Origin of the sequence: Mucilaginibacter gracilis (genome assembly GCF_003633615.1) — a bacterium.
Lineage (GTDB): Bacteria > Bacteroidota > Bacteroidia > Sphingobacteriales > Sphingobacteriaceae > Mucilaginibacter > Mucilaginibacter gracilis.
On sequence record NZ_RBKU01000001.1, the window covers coordinates 724,170 to 743,442 of the forward strand.

Genomic DNA, 19,273 nt, shown 5'->3' on the forward strand with positions numbered 1-19,273 from the left:
ATTACGGTGGTATCACAATTCCGGGGGTAATGGAGTGTTTCCAAATGACGGGTTGCAGCGACTTCCTATTGCGCATTGCCACACGTCATATGGAAGAGTATAGTGAGTTTTTTAGTACCAAGCTAGCTAAACTGCCGTACATTACTACGGTACAAAGTTCCTTGTGTCTTGTCATAAGCTAAAAGCGATACCGCTTACCTTTTATAATATAAAAAAATAGAGATTGAAAACAACGTTATCATTATTAAAGGGCGAAAAGATGCAGGGAATCTTCCTATGCGAATAGAAATATCAAACCTGTTACTGAAAGTAGAGCCGCCCCAGTTATCATAGAAGTCCCGTGCCTATTGTGTAACGAGCCGTATTAGAAACCACCAGCCCGGGCAAGGACTTCGGATTGGTAGGCGAATATTAAACGGCTCGTACTTTGATGATAGCTTTTCCTAGCGATGTTATTTAAGGGTTTTAAAGGACATGGTTTTTATAGATCTGATGGCGTTAGATTGAGAGCATATCCCGCTACAATTGGCCGAACTTGCTAAAGTCCAAGAACGTTTTAAGAACGTTTTAGAAAAACTGATTGCGTTGACCCCTCTTTGCCAATTTACTTTCTTCCACCTAAGATCTGAATTTAAGCACTAAAGGTGGTCATTTTAAAATTGGCCAATTTGTGCGATTTAATATACTATTAAAATATTTTGCAGATTAATTGCTAAGGAAATGTTGTTCCCGATTGTCGTAATCATGAAAAGTTTTTTCGTAGGCATTAGGACGTACTAAATATCATTGACCGATCACCGTTTTATGGCCCCAGGGTGAGTTAATAGAGTGTTAAAGTAATACTCAAATCGAATTTATAAAACATTGCAACACTCTAAATTCTGGCATGCAAAGGTGCACATTCGGCGTTTGGCAGCACTCCAGATGTGCGTAATCAGGCTTAATGACAAAGTACCGCAAAATAAGAGTGATGGATATTTTGCGAAGTTATTCTGCAAATTTTCTGCGAATAAAAAAACCCAACTCGCCAGAGTTGGGTTAAATCATTGATTTTCAGTGCTCCCCAGAATGGACATAATTCGGACCAAATGGTAGAACAATTAAAAATTTTGAATGAATTGAATGTGGTTTAAAGTGGCTCGATTCTCCTTCGGAATCAGGTTATGATATAGATCTACATTTCGAGTACTGGGTGCCGGCAATGCAGTAAACGACGAGAAAGTTAGTAATGTCGAAAAATGATTTTTAATATCTCGTATCTTGCAGAAACTTTAAAACCATGAAACTTATCATCGAAAAATGGCTGGACACGCAAACGCTGCCGCTGACCGCCGAACCATTACTTGCGGACGCGATCACCTGTTATAAATCGGGTGCTTACAGAGCATCAATGCTTATGTCTTATTTGGGCTTTCTAATGATTATAAAAGACCGCGTTATGAACGGGGACCGGCCGGCAATGTTGCCACTTCATAAATGGAACGAGAAGCGTACTCTGCTTCAAAACGAAGACAAATGGGAGGCCGAAATAAATTCCGCGTTGCAGAAAAAAGAGGAATTTACGGGATCTGGCCCAAGCAAGACTAAAACAGAAGACCCATTCTTTTACATCAGTGAAGGCTTACGACAACAGCTAACCTATTGGAAGGATCGTCGGAACGATTGTGCTCACAATAAAGAGAATATTATCATTGGCGCACATATCGAGGCTTTTTGGGCTTTTATGATTAGCAATTTACCGAAGATCACGCTACAAGGTGGCATGGCAACTTTGTTACAAAAGTTGACTTCCTATTACGACCCGACGCAAACCCCATCTGGGACACCGTTGATGCCGATATTGGAACTGATCTCTTCATCAGTTGAGACTTCGAAATTAGATGAATTTTGGAATCAGGCTTTTACGGTAATCGATTAAACAGGCGACTGGTTTTTCGAACGTCAAAATCAATTCATTTTCCAAGCGCTGAAGCTAAACGATGAAAACGTAAAACGATCGCTCCTAGTGTTATGTTAATCGTGTAATGACGGATAAAGTCTTTTCAGTTTTATTCGCGCATCTTTATTTTCGAACTGCCAGTTAATTTTGCTGTTCTTATTATTTCTGTTGTGTTGCCATGCCGCTACCTCTTCATTGATCTTCAGCATTGTTGAAATATGCCTGTTTAGGCATTGCCCATTCAATACATGCAATTCTATCTCGGCCATATTGAGCCAGCTTCCATGCTTGGGCGTATAAACAAACTCAAACCTATCCCATAGCCTTTTGGCTTCGGCTGGTTCAAATGTCTCGTAAAATGCAGAGGCCGAATGGGTTTTAAAATTGTCCATTACTAAAGTTATTTTTTTCGCTGTCGGGTACCATTCATCTGCTATTCTTTTTACGAATAAAGCCCAGTCCTTTTTGGTTTTAAACGCCGTAATTTCTACAAAGCGCTTGCCCCTCAAAGGCTCGTTGGCCATAAATATATTGACTACCCCATGCCTTATGTACTCGTAATCTACTCTTGCCTCCTGGCCAGGCTTCATGGCTTGAGAGGGCTGCCCTTCTTCTATCAATTGTTTTGGCGACTCATCCATACATACAACCGGAAATTCCTCATCATAAGGTTTTTTGTATACATCCAATACGCGTTCCATATTGGCTACAAATTCGCTGCTTTTTTCCGGTGGTATTACCCAGCCCTTTACTTTCCAAGGCTTAAGTTCGTTTTTTTAAGCACACTTCTTACTGTTACATGCGAAATACTTTCTACATATTCCAACTCTACCATTTTATCGGCGAGTAGCCTTAATGACCATTTAGCAAACCCCTCAGGCGGCTCGCTGCAACACAAGGCAACCAGCTTCGCTTCTACATCGCCATCTGATTTTGTTTCATAAACACGGCTGGTGGGGCGACGATCTAAAACACCTTCAAAACCCTCTTCAATAAACTTTTTCTTCACCCGGTCTATCGTTCGCATCCCTACTTTCAGGACTTTGCTGATCTGTTCATTTGTTATTTTCTCCGCATATTCCCCTTCATCACAATTCAATAGTATATAGGCTGTCCGGAATGTTTGAGAACTATGGGAGCCCTTGTTGATTATCGAGTATAACTCTCCAACCTCCTCTTTTGTAAGTTTTATCGTATAACGTACCATCTGTAATTTGTTTTACAAATATACGCTTTTATACGTCATATTATATTTAACTTAACACTATGAATAATTATTTAAAAATATTTGCGTCAATGCTGCGTAATAAACTTATACCTGATACGGAGGTGGCTGAGGCAATCACGCTTTTTGTAAGCAAAAAGGAATTCGTGAATGACCCGGTCGATCGCCAAGCATTGATCGATAATGGATATGACAAGGAGTTATATAAAAAGCTATTTGTAGAGCCCAATAGAGAATACTATAAAGTTTGGGAAGAGATTAACAGCTTTTCTGGCACCTATCGCCAATACATAGAATTTATGCCCTTGACTAAAGAGGTAGTTGAATTCGTATGCACGGAGTTAGCCAAATCGTATAATCCATATTTCCTTGCGCAAACTTTGGAAGACTTGTTTACCAAAAATATGGTGAAGAAACAGGAATTTAAAGATATTGCGGCAGCAGAAGGAATAACGTTACCGTCAAATCTTCCAAGTTTAGCATAGTTTTAAAGCGGTAAGGGTTGGCTTTACCGCTTCTTGTTTGACCCCTAATTTCCTTCCCCAACTCCAACGACATTTGCAATCTACCCCAACAATCCGCCTATTATTGATTCAAAACAACGAACCATGGAAATGAAATCATTCATTTTCCACAAAATCCGCATATGTTCAGTAAATTGATTTGATAACCACAAACTCAAGAAAGATAAGCAAATCCTATAAGGTTTGCTCCAGATTGGACATAATTCCAATCATTTGGTAGAGTCACTTTATTGAAATGCTGAGTTACCCAAAACATAAGCAAAAATTCCGTTGATTCTTCAACGGCAAGATGTCTTTTTGTAAGACAAAAAGTCTCTTGCCCTCCGGGGGAATTGAAAAAACTCGCAACTCGTTTTTTTTATGGTTGATCAAGTAAATCCAATGGAAGTCATTAAATGCAACAATGGGAAACGATCCAGTTCGTTTTTGAAATGAATAAGTGAAATGTAACTATGGAACAATATAACGTAGAAACAATATATCTATGCCACGATAACGATAATGCCTTAGGATTTGAATTTAAAAACGGGTTATATAAATATAGTGATATTGATTTATAAAACTACAGAGTGATAAAGTTATAACGATAGGTTGTTAATCAGATCTAAAGATATTTGGAACTAAAGTAATTAGATAGGTAGTTATGCTGTTGCACCGCGATGTCGATCAACAGTTACAAAGCTTCACCGTTACGAAGATCCTCGGTTATACTGTTATATAATCTAAAATTCTACTGGAACATCAATAATCAGTTGGCGATTATAAAATGCCACCACCTGTATTAAAAAAAATAAAAAAACTTTGTCAGGTTTGGTCGAGATATGTTACTAAGGGTTATAACAACTCTAGTCCAGGCTTGAAACGAGTAGGGTTCGTACATCAACTTCTAATACTTTCGCAATATCAAACAGCGATTCAACGGTTGGTTGAATGTCGTTAGTACACCATTTAGATACAGTCGTTTTGTTCCGATCCAATTGTTCAGCTAACCAAATGTTAGTTTTCCCCCTTTCTGCTAATACCGCTTTTATTCTATTGAAATTGCGTTTCTCGGCCATTTTAATTGCTTTTATCACTATTTACTGCAAGATAAGCAGCAATTACGAACTCGGCTTTTACATAAAATAGCTTATTTATACATCTTAATTGCTTTTTTATATTTTATAGTTGCTTTTAAATACACTTTTAATTAATTTTACTTTTCTTAATTAAGTGTTTATGAGCATTTATTCATTTGACAAGATCGAAGAGATGACTGAGTTGAATTTTCAACTCACTTCAACGAGCGTTACGGTATTTATTAATTCTATTAATAAAGAGTTGATGTCATATGGGTTGAAAATTTTAAAAAATGAATTTGCAATTGAAAACATCGTTCAAGATGCATATTTAAAATTATGGAATTTTAAAGACACTATCACTGATAGAGGTCATGCTGTAGCCTTTCTTAAACAAAACATCAAATGGGGTTGCCATTCCTATTTCCGTAGTAAAACGACCCGCTTTCATCGCCAGATGATTGAACTGGATTCATTGGAGTCTTACGACGCTATTTTATTACCCAATGCGGTTTTCCATAACGACGAAGAAGTTGACGATAATCTTCAGAATGATCGTTTACGATCCACCTGGACTGCTATTTCGCATATCTTTTATGGTAAAGAAAAAGAGGTTGTTGAGTTATATTTTAAAAACGACCTAACCCATAAACAAATTGCTCTTCGCTACAACCTGTCGGTTACAACAGTAACAATGATACTTGATAAAAGTAAGGCGAAATTAAAAACTATGCTGGTTTCAGCGCCGGAAAAGATGGGTACTAACAATAAGCCAAATCAACTGCCTTTGCTAACTTCTATCAACAGGCCGGACGAGTTTGATGGCTTGAACCATGATCAAAAGCAAATTTATTATTTGCGAACAATCTCTAAATACAGTTTTGAGCGAATAGCCACGGAATTAAAACTGCCTGTTTCCTACGTTCAAAGGGAATACGTAAGAGCCTGGCAAGCGGTGAGCTGTCAAAAAAAAGAAAAATTAACCGCCGCCAAATGGCGAAATCAGTCCGCCAAACAATACACACCCATAAGCGCCTGATCTATGGCAAAATCAATGCATATAACAAGAAAGGTTCAGCTATTGATCAATAGCGCCGACAAGGATTTTGTTTATGAATCTATCGGCAAATTGATGAAATGGCAAAACATCTGCTTTAAATGCGCCAACTTAATCTACACGCATCATTTTTTGCAGGAACAGATCGCCGAAATGGTCTATCTCGCTGAAGGTACAAGGCTTAAATTGACGGATCACAATAAGGATTCAGATGGAATGCTGGTTTCATCCCGAACTAATTCAACCTACAAAATACTAACTAATAAATTTAAAGGACAGATACCAAGCAATATTTTCAATAACCTGAACAGTCAGCTGGTTGCCACCTTTATTAAAGAAAGATCGCTCTACTATGAGGGCGAGCGTTCGATTAAAAATTTTAAACGAACCATCACACTGCCTTTCAGCGCAGAATGCATCCGGCAACTCAGCGAACATAATGAAACCGGTAATTTCACTTTTACCTTGTTCGGAATACCGTTTAAAACCTATCTCGGAAATGGCTTTGATGAGAAACGCGATCTGTTTAAACAAGTAATAACCTCCAATCTTAAGATGGCGACAAGCTTTCTTAAAATTGAACAAAAGAAAATTTATCTCCTCGCCACTTTCGTACAGGAACAGCAAACTTATTTATTGAATGAAGAAGTGATTGCTGAAGCGTCACTATCTCTTGAAATTCCATTATTGGTCAAAGTTGGACGGGTGAGTTTTTCCATCGGCACCAAGGAGGAATTTCTTTACCGGAGACTTGCCATACAAACTGCCCGCAGCCGCGTGCAAACATCAGTTAATGGTAATCGCTCCGGTCACGGCAGGAAGCGCAAACGCAAGCCATTGGAACATTATCTGCATTTGGAAAGAGATTATATAGATCATAAGCTGCACGTATACAGCAGGCGGCTGATAGACTTTTGTTTAAAACACCGTGCAGCTACGCTTATACTAACTGATCAGCAAGAGAAAGAGGAAGCTGCTAAAGCCGAGCCGTTCCTACTTAGAAACTGGAGTTACGGTCAATTCAAAGATAAGATTGCTTTTAAAGCGGCAAAAGTCGGTATAAATCTGATTGTTGAATAGTTTTAAATATTTGAGGCTGCTTGTACAGCCGTAAGGTGAATCTTTAAATGCCTCACTAAGCAGGGTTAAAGTTTAGTAACCTCGCTTACAACGCGTCCTCTTATCGTGTTTTCACCACAATAATGGCAGGGCTAATGAATAGGGTTTCATCGAATGTCTTAACCACTGAAGTGATATTTTATAACTCATATTATTAGATAGGATTAAATATTGGAGGCTGCTTGTACAGCCGTAGGGTGAGGCTTTTTTACCTCACTAAGTAACGGTGAAAGTTTACGATGACCTTACCCGCGCATACAACGGCTCGCTTGTCGTATTTAATTGGCAAGTTGATTTTATAAAATATAGGAATTAGAAAAATGTCGCAGACATGCTCAAGTGACATTTCCTATAACCTATAGTAATAATTTATAACTATAACGAGTAGGTGCTTTTACGAAAAGCCCGTATTGTTGTATTGTGTCGCCATCACGAAGCATGCAGGGTGCAGCTGAGTGAGGCCGTCAAGGACAGGTCACTGGCAATGGCACATTAAAGTATTGAAGGTATGAAAATTCATTCTGGCAATTTATTTAACGACTCCTGATATAATCACATTAGCCCTTGCAGCAATTAACTGATTTTAAGGAATTCATTTAAAGTTTATGAAAACGCTCCTTTTCTTTTTATTTACAGTATTTGCTTCGACCATGTTCATGTGGTCGGCAATATTCACAGGCAAAGACATTGTTACGCATGCTTTTATCGCACTTGGCTTATGGGCATTGTTTGTTATCTATGCCACAAGAAGGCGGCATGTTAAATACTAAGAATGTCTTCCGATCATGATATCCTGTAATAGGTAATTACAGGATCGACGTATTTTAAATTCTATTACAATGCAAAAGCGATTCCTAAAAGTCGCCATTTTCACCTGGTTTTGGGTAACCAACATCATCTCTGCGGGAGCAATCGAAGCCGCCATCCGCCTCCCCACTTATCGTTTTCAATATCTCCTGTTAGCGGGTATACTGTGGACGGTTTATTTGCTCTTTTGGTACAGGCGAATCAAGCGCGAGCGAAAAAGAGGCGAACATGAGCCGGTATGGCGTTATTACTGGCGAACCCGTTTATCAAAAGGAGCATTGTGATCTCCTGATCGGAACATCTTCCGAATAAAAGGGCTGTTACCGCCCTGACGCTTGCCAGCCTTTCGGCGGGTAAGCTTTGAATTACAAATAATATTTAATGAAAAAATTCACGCTAACGTTATTAATTATAATTATTTGCGGATTAACGGCTTTTGCACAGGATAGCACCGGCAGTAACAAAGCCTTTGACATGTTTCAGGGTGCTGAAGTGTACGAAGACGGAATGATGCAAATGCTCACCGGGCTTAGGGATCAGATCTGGGGCCAGGGTGTCGATTTTGTAAATGATGCCAAAGCCCTTTCTGCCATTTTCATGATTATTTTTTTCGCGATCAGATCTTATGAAATGATGGTCGGCGATAAGCAAATGGAAATTATGCCTTTACTCCGCCCTTTCGGTCTGTCGATGATCATTTTATGGTGGAACGTTTTTGTAAGAATGGTTGCGTTTCCATGCGAGCTGGTCGAAAATCAGGCGAAGGACAAATGGCAGACCGCGCAGGTAGAGGCCGACAACCTCCGGGTCAAACGGGCCGAGTTGATGAAAGAAATGGCTGATAGTCTTTATAATTTTCAAGCGCAGACCAGTGTCGCGGAAAAGGAATCAGATACCTGGTATGGTCAGGCCTGGGATCAGGTCACAAGTACGGTTAAACAAGGGATATCTACCGTTGTAGGACCAATATTGGAATTGAAGCAAAGGCTTCAAATCAGCCTTCAATTACTCCTTACACAGCTTTTAGAGTTAATAGCGGTATGGATATTAAGGATCGCCACCTATTTCGTATTCTTTATACAGGTTTTCTATTCCAGCTTACTTGTGCTACTCGGCCCCTTTGCGATAGCGGTCAGTATCCTTCCGGCATTCAGAGATAGTTTTACGACTTGGGTTGCCCGTTTTATTTCTGTAAATCTCTATGGCGCGATAGCCTACCTGATCATGTGGTTGTCAGCGTACATACAGCAATATGCAATGACCGTGGAGATCAGCCGGTATCAGGGTATTTTGCATGGAAGCGGTACCGCCAATAAAATGGCGGAGTTTGCCATTTTTGCATCTAATGGTATACTATCTTTCGGAACAGTGATCGTCACTTTTTTAATTGGCGCGATTGCCATGTTTACCGTGCCCAGTATATCAACATGGGTTGTATCTACTTCCGGTATAAGTTCAGCGGCATCTACTTTTGGCAGGCAGGCATCTGTGGCCTCCAAAGTGGTTACTAAGACTGTTACCGGAGTGTTTTAAGCGAACTAAGGAAGCCGCTTGATTGAACATGGGCGGCTTCCTTTTTTTAGCGGGTTGAAATATCCGCACTATTAGCCGGTTATTCCGGCCACCATTGAAATCTGGATTTTCTAATTTCAAGGTGCTTACATGAATAATGATACCGCCGGGTCCGTAAGGTTTCTGTAATGCGCCGTTTATTGTTCCCGACTGTATCATCTGTCGGCGCACATGCCTGGAATTGTTACAGGCGTTAAGTGACTACCGATGACAGGGATTAATAAATCACATTACGATGAAGAGCGATTCTTCAAACAAAAGAACAGTAACTACCAGTCAGGCCATTAAAATGTTGGAAAAAAATGGTGTAAAAGTTACTGAAAAAAAAGCCCAGGAAATTTTGGATTTAATGTATTTTTTAGCTAAATTGATTGTAAATCAGAACTTTAACAAATGAAAGTAGCAGATATTTATATAAGGGTGAGTACAGATGAACAGGCCGATAAAGGTTATTCTCAAAGAAGCCAGGAAGAGGTACTGCGCCGCTATTGTGAGATTAACAACATCAGTATAAGGAAAACCATATTTGAAGATCATTCTGCCAAAACGTTTGTCAGGCCCCAGTGGCAGGGCTTGTTGCTCAACCTGAGGAAGCAGCGCGGAAAAATCGATCTTATCTTATTTACGAAGTGGGACAGGTTTAGCCGAAACGCACCAGATGCTTATCAAATGATCAACACACTTAAAATATTAGGTGTGGAGCCGCAGGCTATAGAACAGCCTTTGGATATGGAAGTTCCTGAAAACAAAATGATGCTGGCTATTTATCTTACTGCACCGGAGATAGAAAACGACAGAAGGGCATTAAATACATTTTATGGTCTAAGGCGTGCCAGGAAGGAAGGCCGTTGGGTATCTCACGCCCCTGTGGGTTATATCAACAGGCACGATGCTACAGGGAAGAAATATATTGCTATCGATCCGCCACAGGCTAAAATCATGGAATGGGCATTTAACGAGATTGCAAAGGGTATTTATTCCACGCAGCAAGTATATGAAAAAGCTGCGGAGATGGGTTTAAAGTGTAAGCGGAACAACTTTTACGTGGCGGTGCGCAATCCTGTTTATTGCGGAAAGATACTAATCGTTAAATATAAGGACGAAGCGGCACACACCGTTAAGGGATTGCATGATGGCATTATTTCTGAATCTTTATTTTACGACGTTCAGGACGTTTTAAGCGGGAAAAAGAGGGAGGAGAAAACAAAGGTTCATTCGCCGGATATGTTGCCTTTAAGGGGCTTTATTAAATGCTCAAGGTGCAACCGCATTTTGTGCGGGAGCGCATCCAAAGGTCGCAATGGATATTACTACTACTATCATTGTTCTTCAGCTTGTGGGTGCAGGTATAAGGCCGAAGAGGTAAATAAAGTATTCGATCAGGTAATAGAGGAATTCACTATCCAGGAGGAATATGCAGATCTGTTTACTGAAGTTATCAGGGATACGTACAAAAACCAAAATACGACAACTTTGGTATCCCGTTCTGAATTGCTAAAGGAAATCAATGAGCTGAATAACCGCACCAGTAAAGCAAGGGAACTTCTTTTAAACGGAGACATTGACGGTGCCGATTATAAGACCATTAAATCAGAAAATGAATACAAGGTAAATGTATTAGAAGCGAAGTTATCGGAAGCAGCAGCGGCTAATTCCAAGACTGCGAACATTGAACCGCTACTTAGACCGGCTATTAGCAAATTAACGAGATTAAATACAATCTATTCAAAATCAGATAGTTCCAATAAACGAGAATTAATTGGTTCGATGTACCCCCAAAAATTCACTTTCGAGGAATTGCAACATCGAACCGCTTTGACGAGTGAATTGTACTCTTGTATCTACTTGATTAACAGTGAAATAAAAGGCAAAAAAGAAGGGCAAGCGACCGATTTCTCGTGCTTGCCCATTCTGGCTCCTGAGGCTGGGCTCGAACCAGCGACCCTCTGATTAACAGTCAATTATTGACACTTATTGATGTTTTGATATTCTTTGCTATTAATTGATTATCAGTTATTTATAATATATATAGAAAGCTAAGTTTTACGATTTTTTGTGATTTGGCGTTCGTTTCTCTGCAAATTTTCTGCAAATAATTCGAACATTTTGCTTATATTTGACTTATACAAAATGCTAAATGTCAGTATATTAATACAATTAATGATATTTTGACTTTTATGTAGTTCTGCAAATTTATTCATTTTAATCGTTTTTATCATGAAAGCTGAAGTTTCTTTATACTTGGACACAAGGCGAGCACTAAAGAATGGTACTTTCCCTTTAAAGTTACATGTTTACTTCACCGCAAAAATGGAGCGTTGGTACGGCACCGATTATAAATTGAGCCAGTCCTCCTTTGAGCAATCCTACCTGGCTTCTAAGCCAAGGGGTGAAAATAAAGACCTCAAAATAGAGCTGGATGCCATTATGCAAAAAGGCGCTGAACTTGCCAAGGAACTGGGGGACAATTTTACCTTTGAAAAATTCGAGCGTAAAATGTTCCGCTCCAAAGCAAGCACCAACAATGTAATTGAACATTTCGCAAGTGCTGTAAAGATATTGGAGAAAAACGAACAGATCGGAACCGCCTCCAGTTATGATTGCAGCATTAAATCAATCACCACCTATTTTAGTGAGGGTAAGAAAAATCCGGTCACTCACATTTCGTTTAGCATACTTACTGCCGAAACTTTAAACAAGTACGAACAATGGATGGTTGCCAAAGACTGTTCCAAAACAACGGTTGGTATTTACATGCGAAATTTAAGGACGATCTTTAATAAGGCCATTGCTGCTGGAGATATTGCCCCAGAACTCTACCCCTTTAAAACTTATAAAATACCTACCGGAAAAAATGTAAAAAAGGCATTAGAGACACCTGACCTCAACGCTTTATATACTGCGGACGTCACCGCCGATAGCTTTATCGAAAAGGCCAGGGATTTCTGGTTTTTCAGTTACCAGTGCAACGGGATGAATTTCAGAGATATTGCCGAGCTGAAAATTAAAGATATTCATGATACCTACTTTTCATTTTTAAGACATAAAACGAAAAACACAACAAAGGAAGACCCATCGCCTATTGTTGTCCCTTTAACCGGCTATATCAAAGATTTTATTAAAAAATATGCCAATAAAAAAGGCAAGCCCAATGACTATCTGTTTCCGATATTCCAGACTGGCATGTCCGCCAAAGAACGTCATAAGATTAACCAAAACTTCATTCGCTTTGTTAACCAGCACATGCAAAAACTGGTCGATCAGTTAGGCTTATCATTCAGGTTAGGCACGATGGTGGCCCGCCATTCCTTTACAACGCAGGCTACCCGGACAATGGGGCTGGAATTTGCGCAGGAAGCTTTAGGACATACCACCATGAACACCACACAGAATTACTGGAAAGGGTTTGAAAGTGAGGCTAAAAAGACGATGGCTGACAAATTGATGGAATTTGCATCGGTAAAACAAAAAGCAGATCAGGTGGAAATTGAGGTACCCGCCTGATCTTTAATTTATAAAAGTGCAAGCCTTTCTTTCAGTAAACTCTGCCGGGCAGACTTATGCCGCTTGCTCTTTTACCGCCATCTTTACTTTATTTTTAAAATCATCGCTCGGCCTGAATGCGGGGATATGCGTTTCGGGAATTTGTACAGCGGTATTTTTCGTGATGTTCCTGCCAACCTTAGCTGCTCTTTTCTTTACCAGGAATGTACCAAAGCCACGGACAAATACGTCTTCGCCATTGATAAGGCTGGATTGAACGACCTTAAAAAAGGCATCTACAATGGTTTCGGTGACTTCTTTCTCTTTTCCCGTTTTTGCGGCTATACCTGCGATTACATCTGCTTTCCTCATGTAAGTATCGGCTATAGATTAAATATTACTTAAACTGCAAATATACGCCGGATCGGCTTAATCGCCAAACCAGATCCGCTGGACGGTCTATGCAAGCGGACATTACCGCCTTGCAGGTCAATGACGCACACCTCCCCATTTTCACCGCTTAAGCAACTAAAAGCGCGGAGCCGGGTAAAGTGTCAGGGCCGGGCGGGGCCGCTGAAAGCGAACCAATTCCCGTCCGCTTGCTATAGCGTTGACACTTTAGCCCGGCGGGGGCTATCTTTGCGACCGTGGTGTAATTGGGTTAGTTTTCTCTTCATGAGCAAGGGAAAAAAACAAGTCGGTTATAAGCGCAACGCATTTCCGTCTTGCTGCGGACGGTGAGGCGGTCGGTGAATAGCGCCCGCTCTTTCGCGGATGAATTCAGACGACTGCCGTAACCCGATAGCTCCCATATTTAACTAAAAAGCTATTCGTGGATCTGACCACCTTTAAAAATAGTGAACCTGCATGTAAACGGCTAATCTATTTACAATTATCAACCCAGGCTGTCAAGTCTCTCTTTTTGAGGATCGTCGTGTATTTTAATTGTTTAGCGGCGGGACAGACGTTGCTCTCAAAATCTTTCTGAGACATCTTATCAGTGTACTCCACCGCAAACACCGGTTTGTTTAGCGTAATGTACTTTTCGACATCTTTATGCCAGCCTTCTTTAAAAGCGTCTTCGGTGATCACAAAATCAAACTTGGCCGCAAAATCGGGAGTTAACTCTTTTACATTCTTTTGCCCGATTGCCAGCCCACTGGCATGCGCCAGGGTGATCAGGTAGTCGGAATACTTTTTAACGTCACGCTCGCTGATGTCAAAACCCGGTTCGTTATCATAGCTATCCAGGTTGTCGGGTTCTATACCATCAAAGCCCTTTTTTAATATCATATTGATCCTGGAGTTAAGCCAGGGTTTTAATTGATCGATCTGGCGGATATCCAGCCATTTTTCTTTTGGCCATTCTGGGTAAACATTACCAATAATTTTTGCCGGAACCAGGTTGGCATCCGGCCTGTCACTTTCTATTGTACCAACAGAAATATAAGCGATCACTTTTTTGCCTTTCGCATGTAATGCTACTACCGTTTCTGCACTGGTTGTAAAAGCATCAACGTCCACCACCGCGGCAGCGAAATTGTTACCGGGACTAACATCATCAAGCTGCCAGTCAAAACTAGTGCCCGTGACTGGTTTCCACCAGTCAGTTTTGTCCTGTACTGGTTGTGTAGAATCTATGGGATTGGAAACATCATCATTAGATGTGCCCTTTTTGCAAGCAATAAGGCAGGCCAGGAAGCTAATGCTCAATAAAAGGAAAGAATTGATTTTCATAGAGGGTATATACTTGTAAGCCATTGTAACGGGCTTACCATACTAATATTGCATGATTTGTAACGAGTTTGTTACGATTTTGAATATTACTGATGGTTTATGATAAGTGGCATTTAGAACGGCTTCATCTTCAGAAGATACCAAACAATTATTATCCAGCACTAGCTTTGTAAAAGTTGAGACTGAAACTTCTTAAAAGCTGACGGATCTTCTGCCGCGGCTCCTGGCGGACGCGTTTGATTTCGGCAGCAATGTGCCGATTAATTCGCAGCCTTTAAGGTCGGTAATTGGTTTTGGATTTCTCATGACTATTTGAATTGATAGTCAAAGGTGGCGAAGCTGGAAGTGGGTGTTCGCAAGCGTTGCGGTAGTTGCGAACGATTTAGGTATTCCCGCAATTCAAAGCAAACTTTACATACAAACCATCTGTTATTTAAGAAAAGAAACTACACTAAATTTGATAATTATGAAATTGAGAGTATATTTAAACGGCCTGGCTATCGCTTTAATGGTATCCTGCTTTTTCAATGCCGATGCCACTTCTTTTAATAAACCCGCCAAATCTATGCGATTAACATCGGTGGCCCCGGCGGTCGAGGGTTGGTATTTCCGGGCCATAAGTGGATATCCTGCTGCAATTACCTTTGAGCCGGTCGTACTCTTCAAAAATGGTGATTATTGGGAGGCAGGAGCTGAAACGCTGGAAAGCTTGGATGTCGCTACCGATAAAAGTAAGCATCCTAAAGCCTGGGGTACCTGGAAGAAACAGGGTCAGACGTTTTTACTTACCAATAGCAAAGGAGAGACAAATGACTATAAGCTTGGTGAGGGCAACTGGTTCCCAGCCTATGCTTATACAGGTGCTGTGAAACTGAAGCCTGTCTACGAAAAAGCAAGCGGCGGTGATTATGGAAATGGCCTGAGTGCTTTATCAATTAAAAAGATTACCTTTTTGGATGCGACCCATTTTAACGAAGGATTAAATGCGGGGATGTCAACCGGAAATGCAGCGGCCTGGAAGAAATCGGCAACTGGCGGTACTTACCGCATATCCGGCCACACTATTGAATTCACCTATAACAATGGTACAGTCCTTAAAACCTCATTTGCATTGGGTGCAAAAGGTGGGCCTATCCGGCCAGACAACGCACTGATCTTTATTGGGGGGTACGCTTATACAGATACCGAGTAAGTATGTATTCAGTACCTTATACTACTACCCGCCTTTTTAGCTATTTTCGTCTCTGAGGGTGTAGCGGCTTTTTTGCTGGTGGTTTCTTGTTTGCTGAACTTTTTGGCGTGTTGAGTGATGCGGATCACAGCAGTACGCCATTACGTGCGATGTATTCAAAAGTGATTGACGTTTTCAAGAGGTATGTTTAGAACACCTGCCATCAAGATGAATTGTAACTTACTGACACTCAAAAACCGAGGATTACTCATATCGAGCAACCTTTGGAAATCGTCTGAAAATTCCCTACTGCCGAAGAAGGGGTGGGTCGGAATACCCTCTAAATGGGCTTGATAACCAATATCTTATGAGTTGGACAATTACTTACGACCACTTTCTTGTTAAAGATTAATTCGTAATCTTTTGCCATAAGATTACGAATTAACATAAGATCTACCCAATTTAATGTTATCTATTTAGCATTATCGAATATTGCACAGAGGCATGATATGGTATATAAGTCGCCTTTAACGAGTAGTCTACCGCCCTATTGTGGTGGCATACAGCCGCTGGCCGCAACCGAATGGACTGCCTGACCTTATATACAGTTATTTCAGGGCTTGCCCTTCATTCGCCTCAAACTGTCTGCCTCCCTTTCTAATTGCTTGATCTTCAATTCCGTTGTCTGAATGTCCAGGTAACGTGCGATGCTATCCGTCCGGTATTGATCGATTGCAGACATATTCAGGCTGTCCAGTTGGCTTTGTAATTTCTGCTTTTTAATGCTATCTGCAACAAGGTAGTTCCAATACCAGGCTTTTCTAAAACGGCTATTCTGACTGTCTTTATACCAGTAACGAAAGCCGAACCAACTAACGAGGCATACAATAATAGCTAAAGCAATTAGGTACATACTACGTTTAGCCATCGTCTTGAAAAAGCCTTTTCCCGAATCCTCTGGCAATACCAAAACCCTGTTCTTGGAAAACAGTTCATACAACACCTGTATGACGGCTGTTCTCGTGGCCGTCATACCATCACTGGCAATTTTGGAAAGGAGTAAAGTACTCTGTGCGGGTACCGTTACCTCGATCTTTTGGTACTTCTGTTCAAAGCTGCTGATCAGCTTTTGCGTATGATTATCCTTTTCTGCAATAAGCGCATTCTTTTGATCGAGTTGTTTCTGCAGCTGTTTGATAAAATCTCTAATTTCTTTGATCTCCGTTACATTCTCTGTAAGTATGGATGTTAAGGTTTTTTCATCGATTGGCGTTTCTTCATTTGGTTTCATAATTTCATCATTTAAAAGTTAATAACCTGTTTCTAATTAGTCAGGTATAGCTTACCGGCTTATGCCATGGGTATGCTGATGTACCTGTTGCTGTTTTTCCTTTTCCTGCTGTTGCTGTTTCTTCAATTCCTCTTGTTGATGCCGTAGTAATTGCGCCTGCCTGTTTTGTTCCTGCTGCTGTAAAAGCTGTTCCTGTTTGAGTTTCTTCTCAATATCCATCAGGGCGTAGCCGACCTGGCTGCCTTTAAAGCGGACGTGCTGCGCATCGGTAAAAGCGATACCCCGGCCTAACTCCACTTCGTAGCCTCGCTGCTCCATGTACTTTTTGACCTGCTGCACATCCTTACTTTGTTTGACTGCGGTTTGCAGGTGCTTTTTTAAAGTTTCCTTACGGTTGTCAACACGCTGACTTTGTGCAACCCTTTGCTCCGGTTTCAAAAACTTATTAGGGCTTAATACCCGCTCTAATTTGTATTCCAGTTCCATCTTCCGGGCGAACTCGGCCACATGCTTATAGCTATTGCTGTCGCTGGCGGTTTTGCCGTCAAAGCCGATACGGTTAGCGACAATGTGCAAATGTTCATGATCGGTATCTTTGTGAGCCACGACAACGTATTGGTGATCTTTAAAGTCAAAGTCTTCGGCAAGTTTCTCCGCCATGTCGATCTTATCCTGCAAGCCTAACTTCCCGGCATCGCTGTGGGCGAAGCTTAAGGAGAAGTGAAACACCGGCTTTGATTGATCAGGGTTTAACTTGGCTACTTCGATCATTTCCCGCACCAGTTCTAAACGAGTGCCGAAGCATTGGTTATAAGCAATTACCTCCACCTGTTTTTTTTCAAGCTCCTGCATTTGCAGCTCTTTGCTTTCTTGCCGCCTGCCCTCAAAGAGGTAATGCAATACGCCTCGGAAACTTTTACCTGTACCGACTTTTCCGATCATGATACATAAGCGTTAATGTTCTTCACCAATGCCTGCAAGCTCCGTACATCCTGATCGAGCAAAGCCCTTTCCATCGCATTCAGGTCGTCCCCCCGGTTACGCTTTCTGGCAATTTGATTGAGGTTGGCGGCGATGTGATTGAGTGTACCCCGCATTTCTAAAACAGACTTCGGCAGGGTCTTGACCCTGACTTCTATCCGCGTATTCAATCCCAGGTTTCGCAGGAAAACCGACGGGTTCGTGCCTACTCGTTTAGCGTTGGCTTCAATGATCTTTTTCTCGATGAGCGTACACATTACGCTCACGCTGTTGCGCCGCTTGTGCGGCACTTTGGGCCTGCCGCCTTTATTAACCCGGCCCGCACGAGCCGGGCTTTTAGTGTTTGTTATCTTTTTAACTTCACTTTTCATAAGCGCTGGTTCGTTAAAAAATCCTTAAAAAAATCCCCCCGAATGCGATAGCATGAGCGGGGGCCAGCAAGTTTCGGCATGGCCGAAACATAGCTGGCTCCGCTTACAGGCCAAAGGCCTGTTTCGCTATCTGTATATATGGCTATAGCCATATATACAGAGGCTGTTAAAGCAGCACCTTTGGTGCTGCCCCGCCAAATGCGGCCTGCCGCTTTCCCGGTTCTTCGATAGTCGCCGTTGCGATTATTGGGCTGTTAAACGGTGGCGCCAAAGTTGCCGCCCGTTTTCTCCGTCGACTTGTCGCCGGTCTGTTTTACACCCGTCTGCGGGTGTCGGGCTTTCAGCATACGCTTCGCGGTATCGCTGATTTGCAAGGTGTTCTTTTGCCAATGGCACCGTTAGTGCCTCGTCGGTACGTCGCCCCATCAGGGCGGGTGTATCGGTCTGCGTTCCAAAAGACGTTGGATTTTTGACGGACTTTTCATTGCTTGTGATGCCGTTAAATCAATCTCATAGCATTGACGAACCAAACGGTTTTAATGCGCTCCATCGGCCTTAAAATGCTTTCGCTTTTTTACTGCTGCTGGCCAGATGCTGCACCGCTTCTTCCCTGATTTCTTCTGCTGTTTTTTTACGGCCTGACTTAATCCATTCCGTTAATTCTGAACGATAGAAATACAGGCGCTTACCCCGCTTATTTACCGGGATTTCTTTTCGGCATACTTTACTGTAAACGGTAGGGACTGCCAGGTCTAAAAATTCGGCGGCCTTTGTGATGGGCATCAATTCTTCCTGTTCGGGTGATTGCTCCTGCCGGTTAATTAAAAGCTGTTCTATGTTGTCCAGCTTTTCTTGCATCTTAGTTACCGCCCCGGGTAACTGGTCAAAGGTGAGTATCTCTTTCATTGCGCATTAATTTTGTTTAATGCTGCAATGGT

General features: G+C 41.4%; 21 protein-coding genes. 12 read left to right on the forward strand and 9 right to left on the reverse strand.

From position 1 onward, the window contains the following. Positions 1 to 17 precede the first annotated feature (17 nt). A complete protein-coding gene (locus tag BDD43_RS31015) occupies positions 18 to 182 on the forward strand; it encodes an Lrp/AsnC family transcriptional regulator (protein ID WP_394339629.1) in 165 nt (54 codons plus the stop codon). A gap of 1,097 nt (positions 183 to 1,279) precedes the next feature. Further along, positions 1,280 to 1,918, forward strand: a complete 639-nt coding sequence (locus BDD43_RS03020) for a hypothetical protein (protein WP_008506693.1) — start codon at positions 1,280 to 1,282, stop codon at positions 1,916 to 1,918. A gap of 95 nt (positions 1,919 to 2,013) precedes the next feature. On the opposite strand, the gene BDD43_RS03025 is transcribed toward BDD43_RS03020, so the two are convergent. Next, a protein-coding gene (locus BDD43_RS03025; protein WP_233276784.1) for an IS630 family transposase occupies positions 2,014 to 3,146 on the reverse strand; the annotation gives its coding sequence in 2 pieces (ribosomal slippage) (positions 2,014 to 2,717 and positions 2,717 to 3,146; 1,134 coding nt in all). Positions 3,147 to 3,205: 59 nt separating this feature from the next. Between BDD43_RS03025 and BDD43_RS03030 the strand changes: the two genes are divergently transcribed. Then, positions 3,206 to 3,649: a hypothetical protein gene (locus BDD43_RS03030; RefSeq protein ID WP_040625877.1), complete on the forward strand. Its 444-nt coding sequence runs from the start codon at positions 3,206 to 3,208 to the stop codon at positions 3,647 to 3,649. 884 nt (positions 3,650 to 4,533) lie between these two features. Here the strand turns inward: BDD43_RS03030 and BDD43_RS03035 are convergent. After that, complete coding sequence (locus BDD43_RS03035; protein ID WP_008506690.1) at positions 4,534 to 4,746, reverse strand: helix-turn-helix transcriptional regulator; 213 nt, start codon at positions 4,744 to 4,746, stop codon at positions 4,534 to 4,536. A 160-nt stretch (positions 4,747 to 4,906) separates the two neighbouring features. Here BDD43_RS03035 and BDD43_RS03040 point away from each other — a divergent pair, with 160 nt between their 5' ends. The 8 genes from BDD43_RS03040 (at position 4,907) to BDD43_RS03070 (ending at position 12,805) form a co-directional block, all read left to right on the forward strand. Beyond that, positions 4,907 to 5,785 carry an RNA polymerase sigma factor gene (locus BDD43_RS03040; protein ID WP_008506689.1) on the forward strand — a complete coding sequence of 293 codons (879 nt, stop codon included), beginning with the start codon at positions 4,907 to 4,909 and terminating at the stop codon, positions 5,783 to 5,785. Positions 5,786 to 5,788: 3 nt separating this feature from the next. Continuing rightward, the gene (locus BDD43_RS03045; RefSeq protein ID WP_008506687.1) at positions 5,789 to 6,883 is read left to right on the forward strand and encodes a hypothetical protein; all 1,095 of its coding nucleotides are present in this window, start codon (positions 5,789 to 5,791) and stop codon (positions 6,881 to 6,883) included. Between the two features lie 644 nt (positions 6,884 to 7,527). After that, positions 7,528 to 7,692 (forward strand): hypothetical protein, encoded by a 165-nt coding sequence (locus BDD43_RS29865; protein ID WP_157543887.1) that lies wholly within the window; start codon positions 7,528 to 7,530, stop codon positions 7,690 to 7,692. Positions 7,693 to 7,761: 69 nt separating this feature from the next. Then, positions 7,762 to 8,013, forward strand: coding sequence for a hypothetical protein (locus BDD43_RS03050; protein ID WP_008506685.1), 252 nt, complete (start codon positions 7,762 to 7,764; stop codon positions 8,011 to 8,013). A 97-nt stretch (positions 8,014 to 8,110) separates the two neighbouring features. Then, positions 8,111 to 9,262 (forward strand): plasmid transfer protein, encoded by a 1,152-nt coding sequence (locus BDD43_RS03055; protein ID WP_008506684.1) that lies wholly within the window; start codon positions 8,111 to 8,113, stop codon positions 9,260 to 9,262. A 274-nt stretch (positions 9,263 to 9,536) separates the two neighbouring features. Further along, complete coding sequence (locus BDD43_RS29870; protein ID WP_008506682.1) at positions 9,537 to 9,698, forward strand: hypothetical protein; 162 nt, start codon at positions 9,537 to 9,539, stop codon at positions 9,696 to 9,698. After that, positions 9,695 to 11,251 (forward strand): recombinase family protein, encoded by a 1,557-nt coding sequence (locus tag BDD43_RS03060; protein WP_008506681.1) that lies wholly within the window; start codon positions 9,695 to 9,697, stop codon positions 11,249 to 11,251. Before BDD43_RS29870 ends, BDD43_RS03060 begins: the two co-directional genes overlap by 4 nt. A gap of 267 nt (positions 11,252 to 11,518) precedes the next feature. Beyond that, positions 11,519 to 12,805, forward strand: a complete 1,287-nt coding sequence (locus BDD43_RS03070) for a tyrosine-type recombinase/integrase (RefSeq protein WP_121196271.1) — start codon at positions 11,519 to 11,521, stop codon at positions 12,803 to 12,805. A 54-nt stretch (positions 12,806 to 12,859) separates the two neighbouring features. On the opposite strand, the gene BDD43_RS03075 is transcribed toward BDD43_RS03070, so the two are convergent. Together BDD43_RS03075 and BDD43_RS03080 are read right to left on the reverse strand one after the other, a co-directional pair. After that, entirely contained in the window at positions 12,860 to 13,156 is a 297-nt protein-coding gene (locus BDD43_RS03075) for an HU family DNA-binding protein (RefSeq protein ID WP_121196272.1), read from the reverse strand. 510 nt (positions 13,157 to 13,666) lie between these two features. Beyond that, complete coding sequence (locus tag BDD43_RS03080; RefSeq protein WP_162846964.1) at positions 13,667 to 14,521, reverse strand: endo alpha-1,4 polygalactosaminidase; 855 nt, start codon at positions 14,519 to 14,521, stop codon at positions 13,667 to 13,669. A 466-nt stretch (positions 14,522 to 14,987) separates the two neighbouring features. Here BDD43_RS03080 and BDD43_RS03085 point away from each other — a divergent pair, with 466 nt between their 5' ends. Continuing rightward, positions 14,988 to 15,713 carry a hypothetical protein gene (locus BDD43_RS03085; RefSeq protein ID WP_121201861.1) on the forward strand — a complete coding sequence of 242 codons (726 nt, stop codon included), beginning with the start codon at positions 14,988 to 14,990 and terminating at the stop codon, positions 15,711 to 15,713. Positions 15,714 to 16,305: 592 nt separating this feature from the next. Here the strand turns inward: BDD43_RS03085 and BDD43_RS03090 are convergent. The 5 genes from BDD43_RS03090 to BDD43_RS03105 all read right to left on the reverse strand — a co-directional run bounded on the left by BDD43_RS03090 (position 16,306) and on the right by BDD43_RS03105 (position 19,241). Then, positions 16,306 to 16,983 carry a hypothetical protein gene (locus BDD43_RS03090; RefSeq protein WP_121196275.1) on the reverse strand — a complete coding sequence of 226 codons (678 nt, stop codon included), beginning with the start codon at positions 16,981 to 16,983 and terminating at the stop codon, positions 16,306 to 16,308. Positions 16,984 to 17,034: 51 nt separating this feature from the next. After that, positions 17,035 to 17,925 carry a relaxase/mobilization nuclease domain-containing protein gene (locus BDD43_RS03095; protein WP_121196277.1) on the reverse strand — a complete coding sequence of 297 codons (891 nt, stop codon included), beginning with the start codon at positions 17,923 to 17,925 and terminating at the stop codon, positions 17,035 to 17,037. Then, a complete protein-coding gene (locus tag BDD43_RS03100; RefSeq protein ID WP_121196278.1) occupies positions 17,922 to 18,335 on the reverse strand; it encodes a plasmid mobilization protein in 414 nt (137 codons plus the stop codon). The genes BDD43_RS03095 and BDD43_RS03100 overlap by 4 nt, the downstream gene beginning before the upstream one ends. 243 nt (positions 18,336 to 18,578) lie before the next feature. Next, positions 18,579 to 18,761: a hypothetical protein gene (locus tag BDD43_RS29660; RefSeq protein ID WP_147425557.1), complete on the reverse strand. Its 183-nt coding sequence runs from the start codon at positions 18,759 to 18,761 to the stop codon at positions 18,579 to 18,581. Between the two features lie 129 nt (positions 18,762 to 18,890). Continuing rightward, positions 18,891 to 19,241 carry a helix-turn-helix domain-containing protein gene (locus BDD43_RS03105; protein WP_121196280.1) on the reverse strand — a complete coding sequence of 117 codons (351 nt, stop codon included), beginning with the start codon at positions 19,239 to 19,241 and terminating at the stop codon, positions 18,891 to 18,893. Between the last annotated feature and the right edge of the window lie 32 nt (positions 19,242 to 19,273).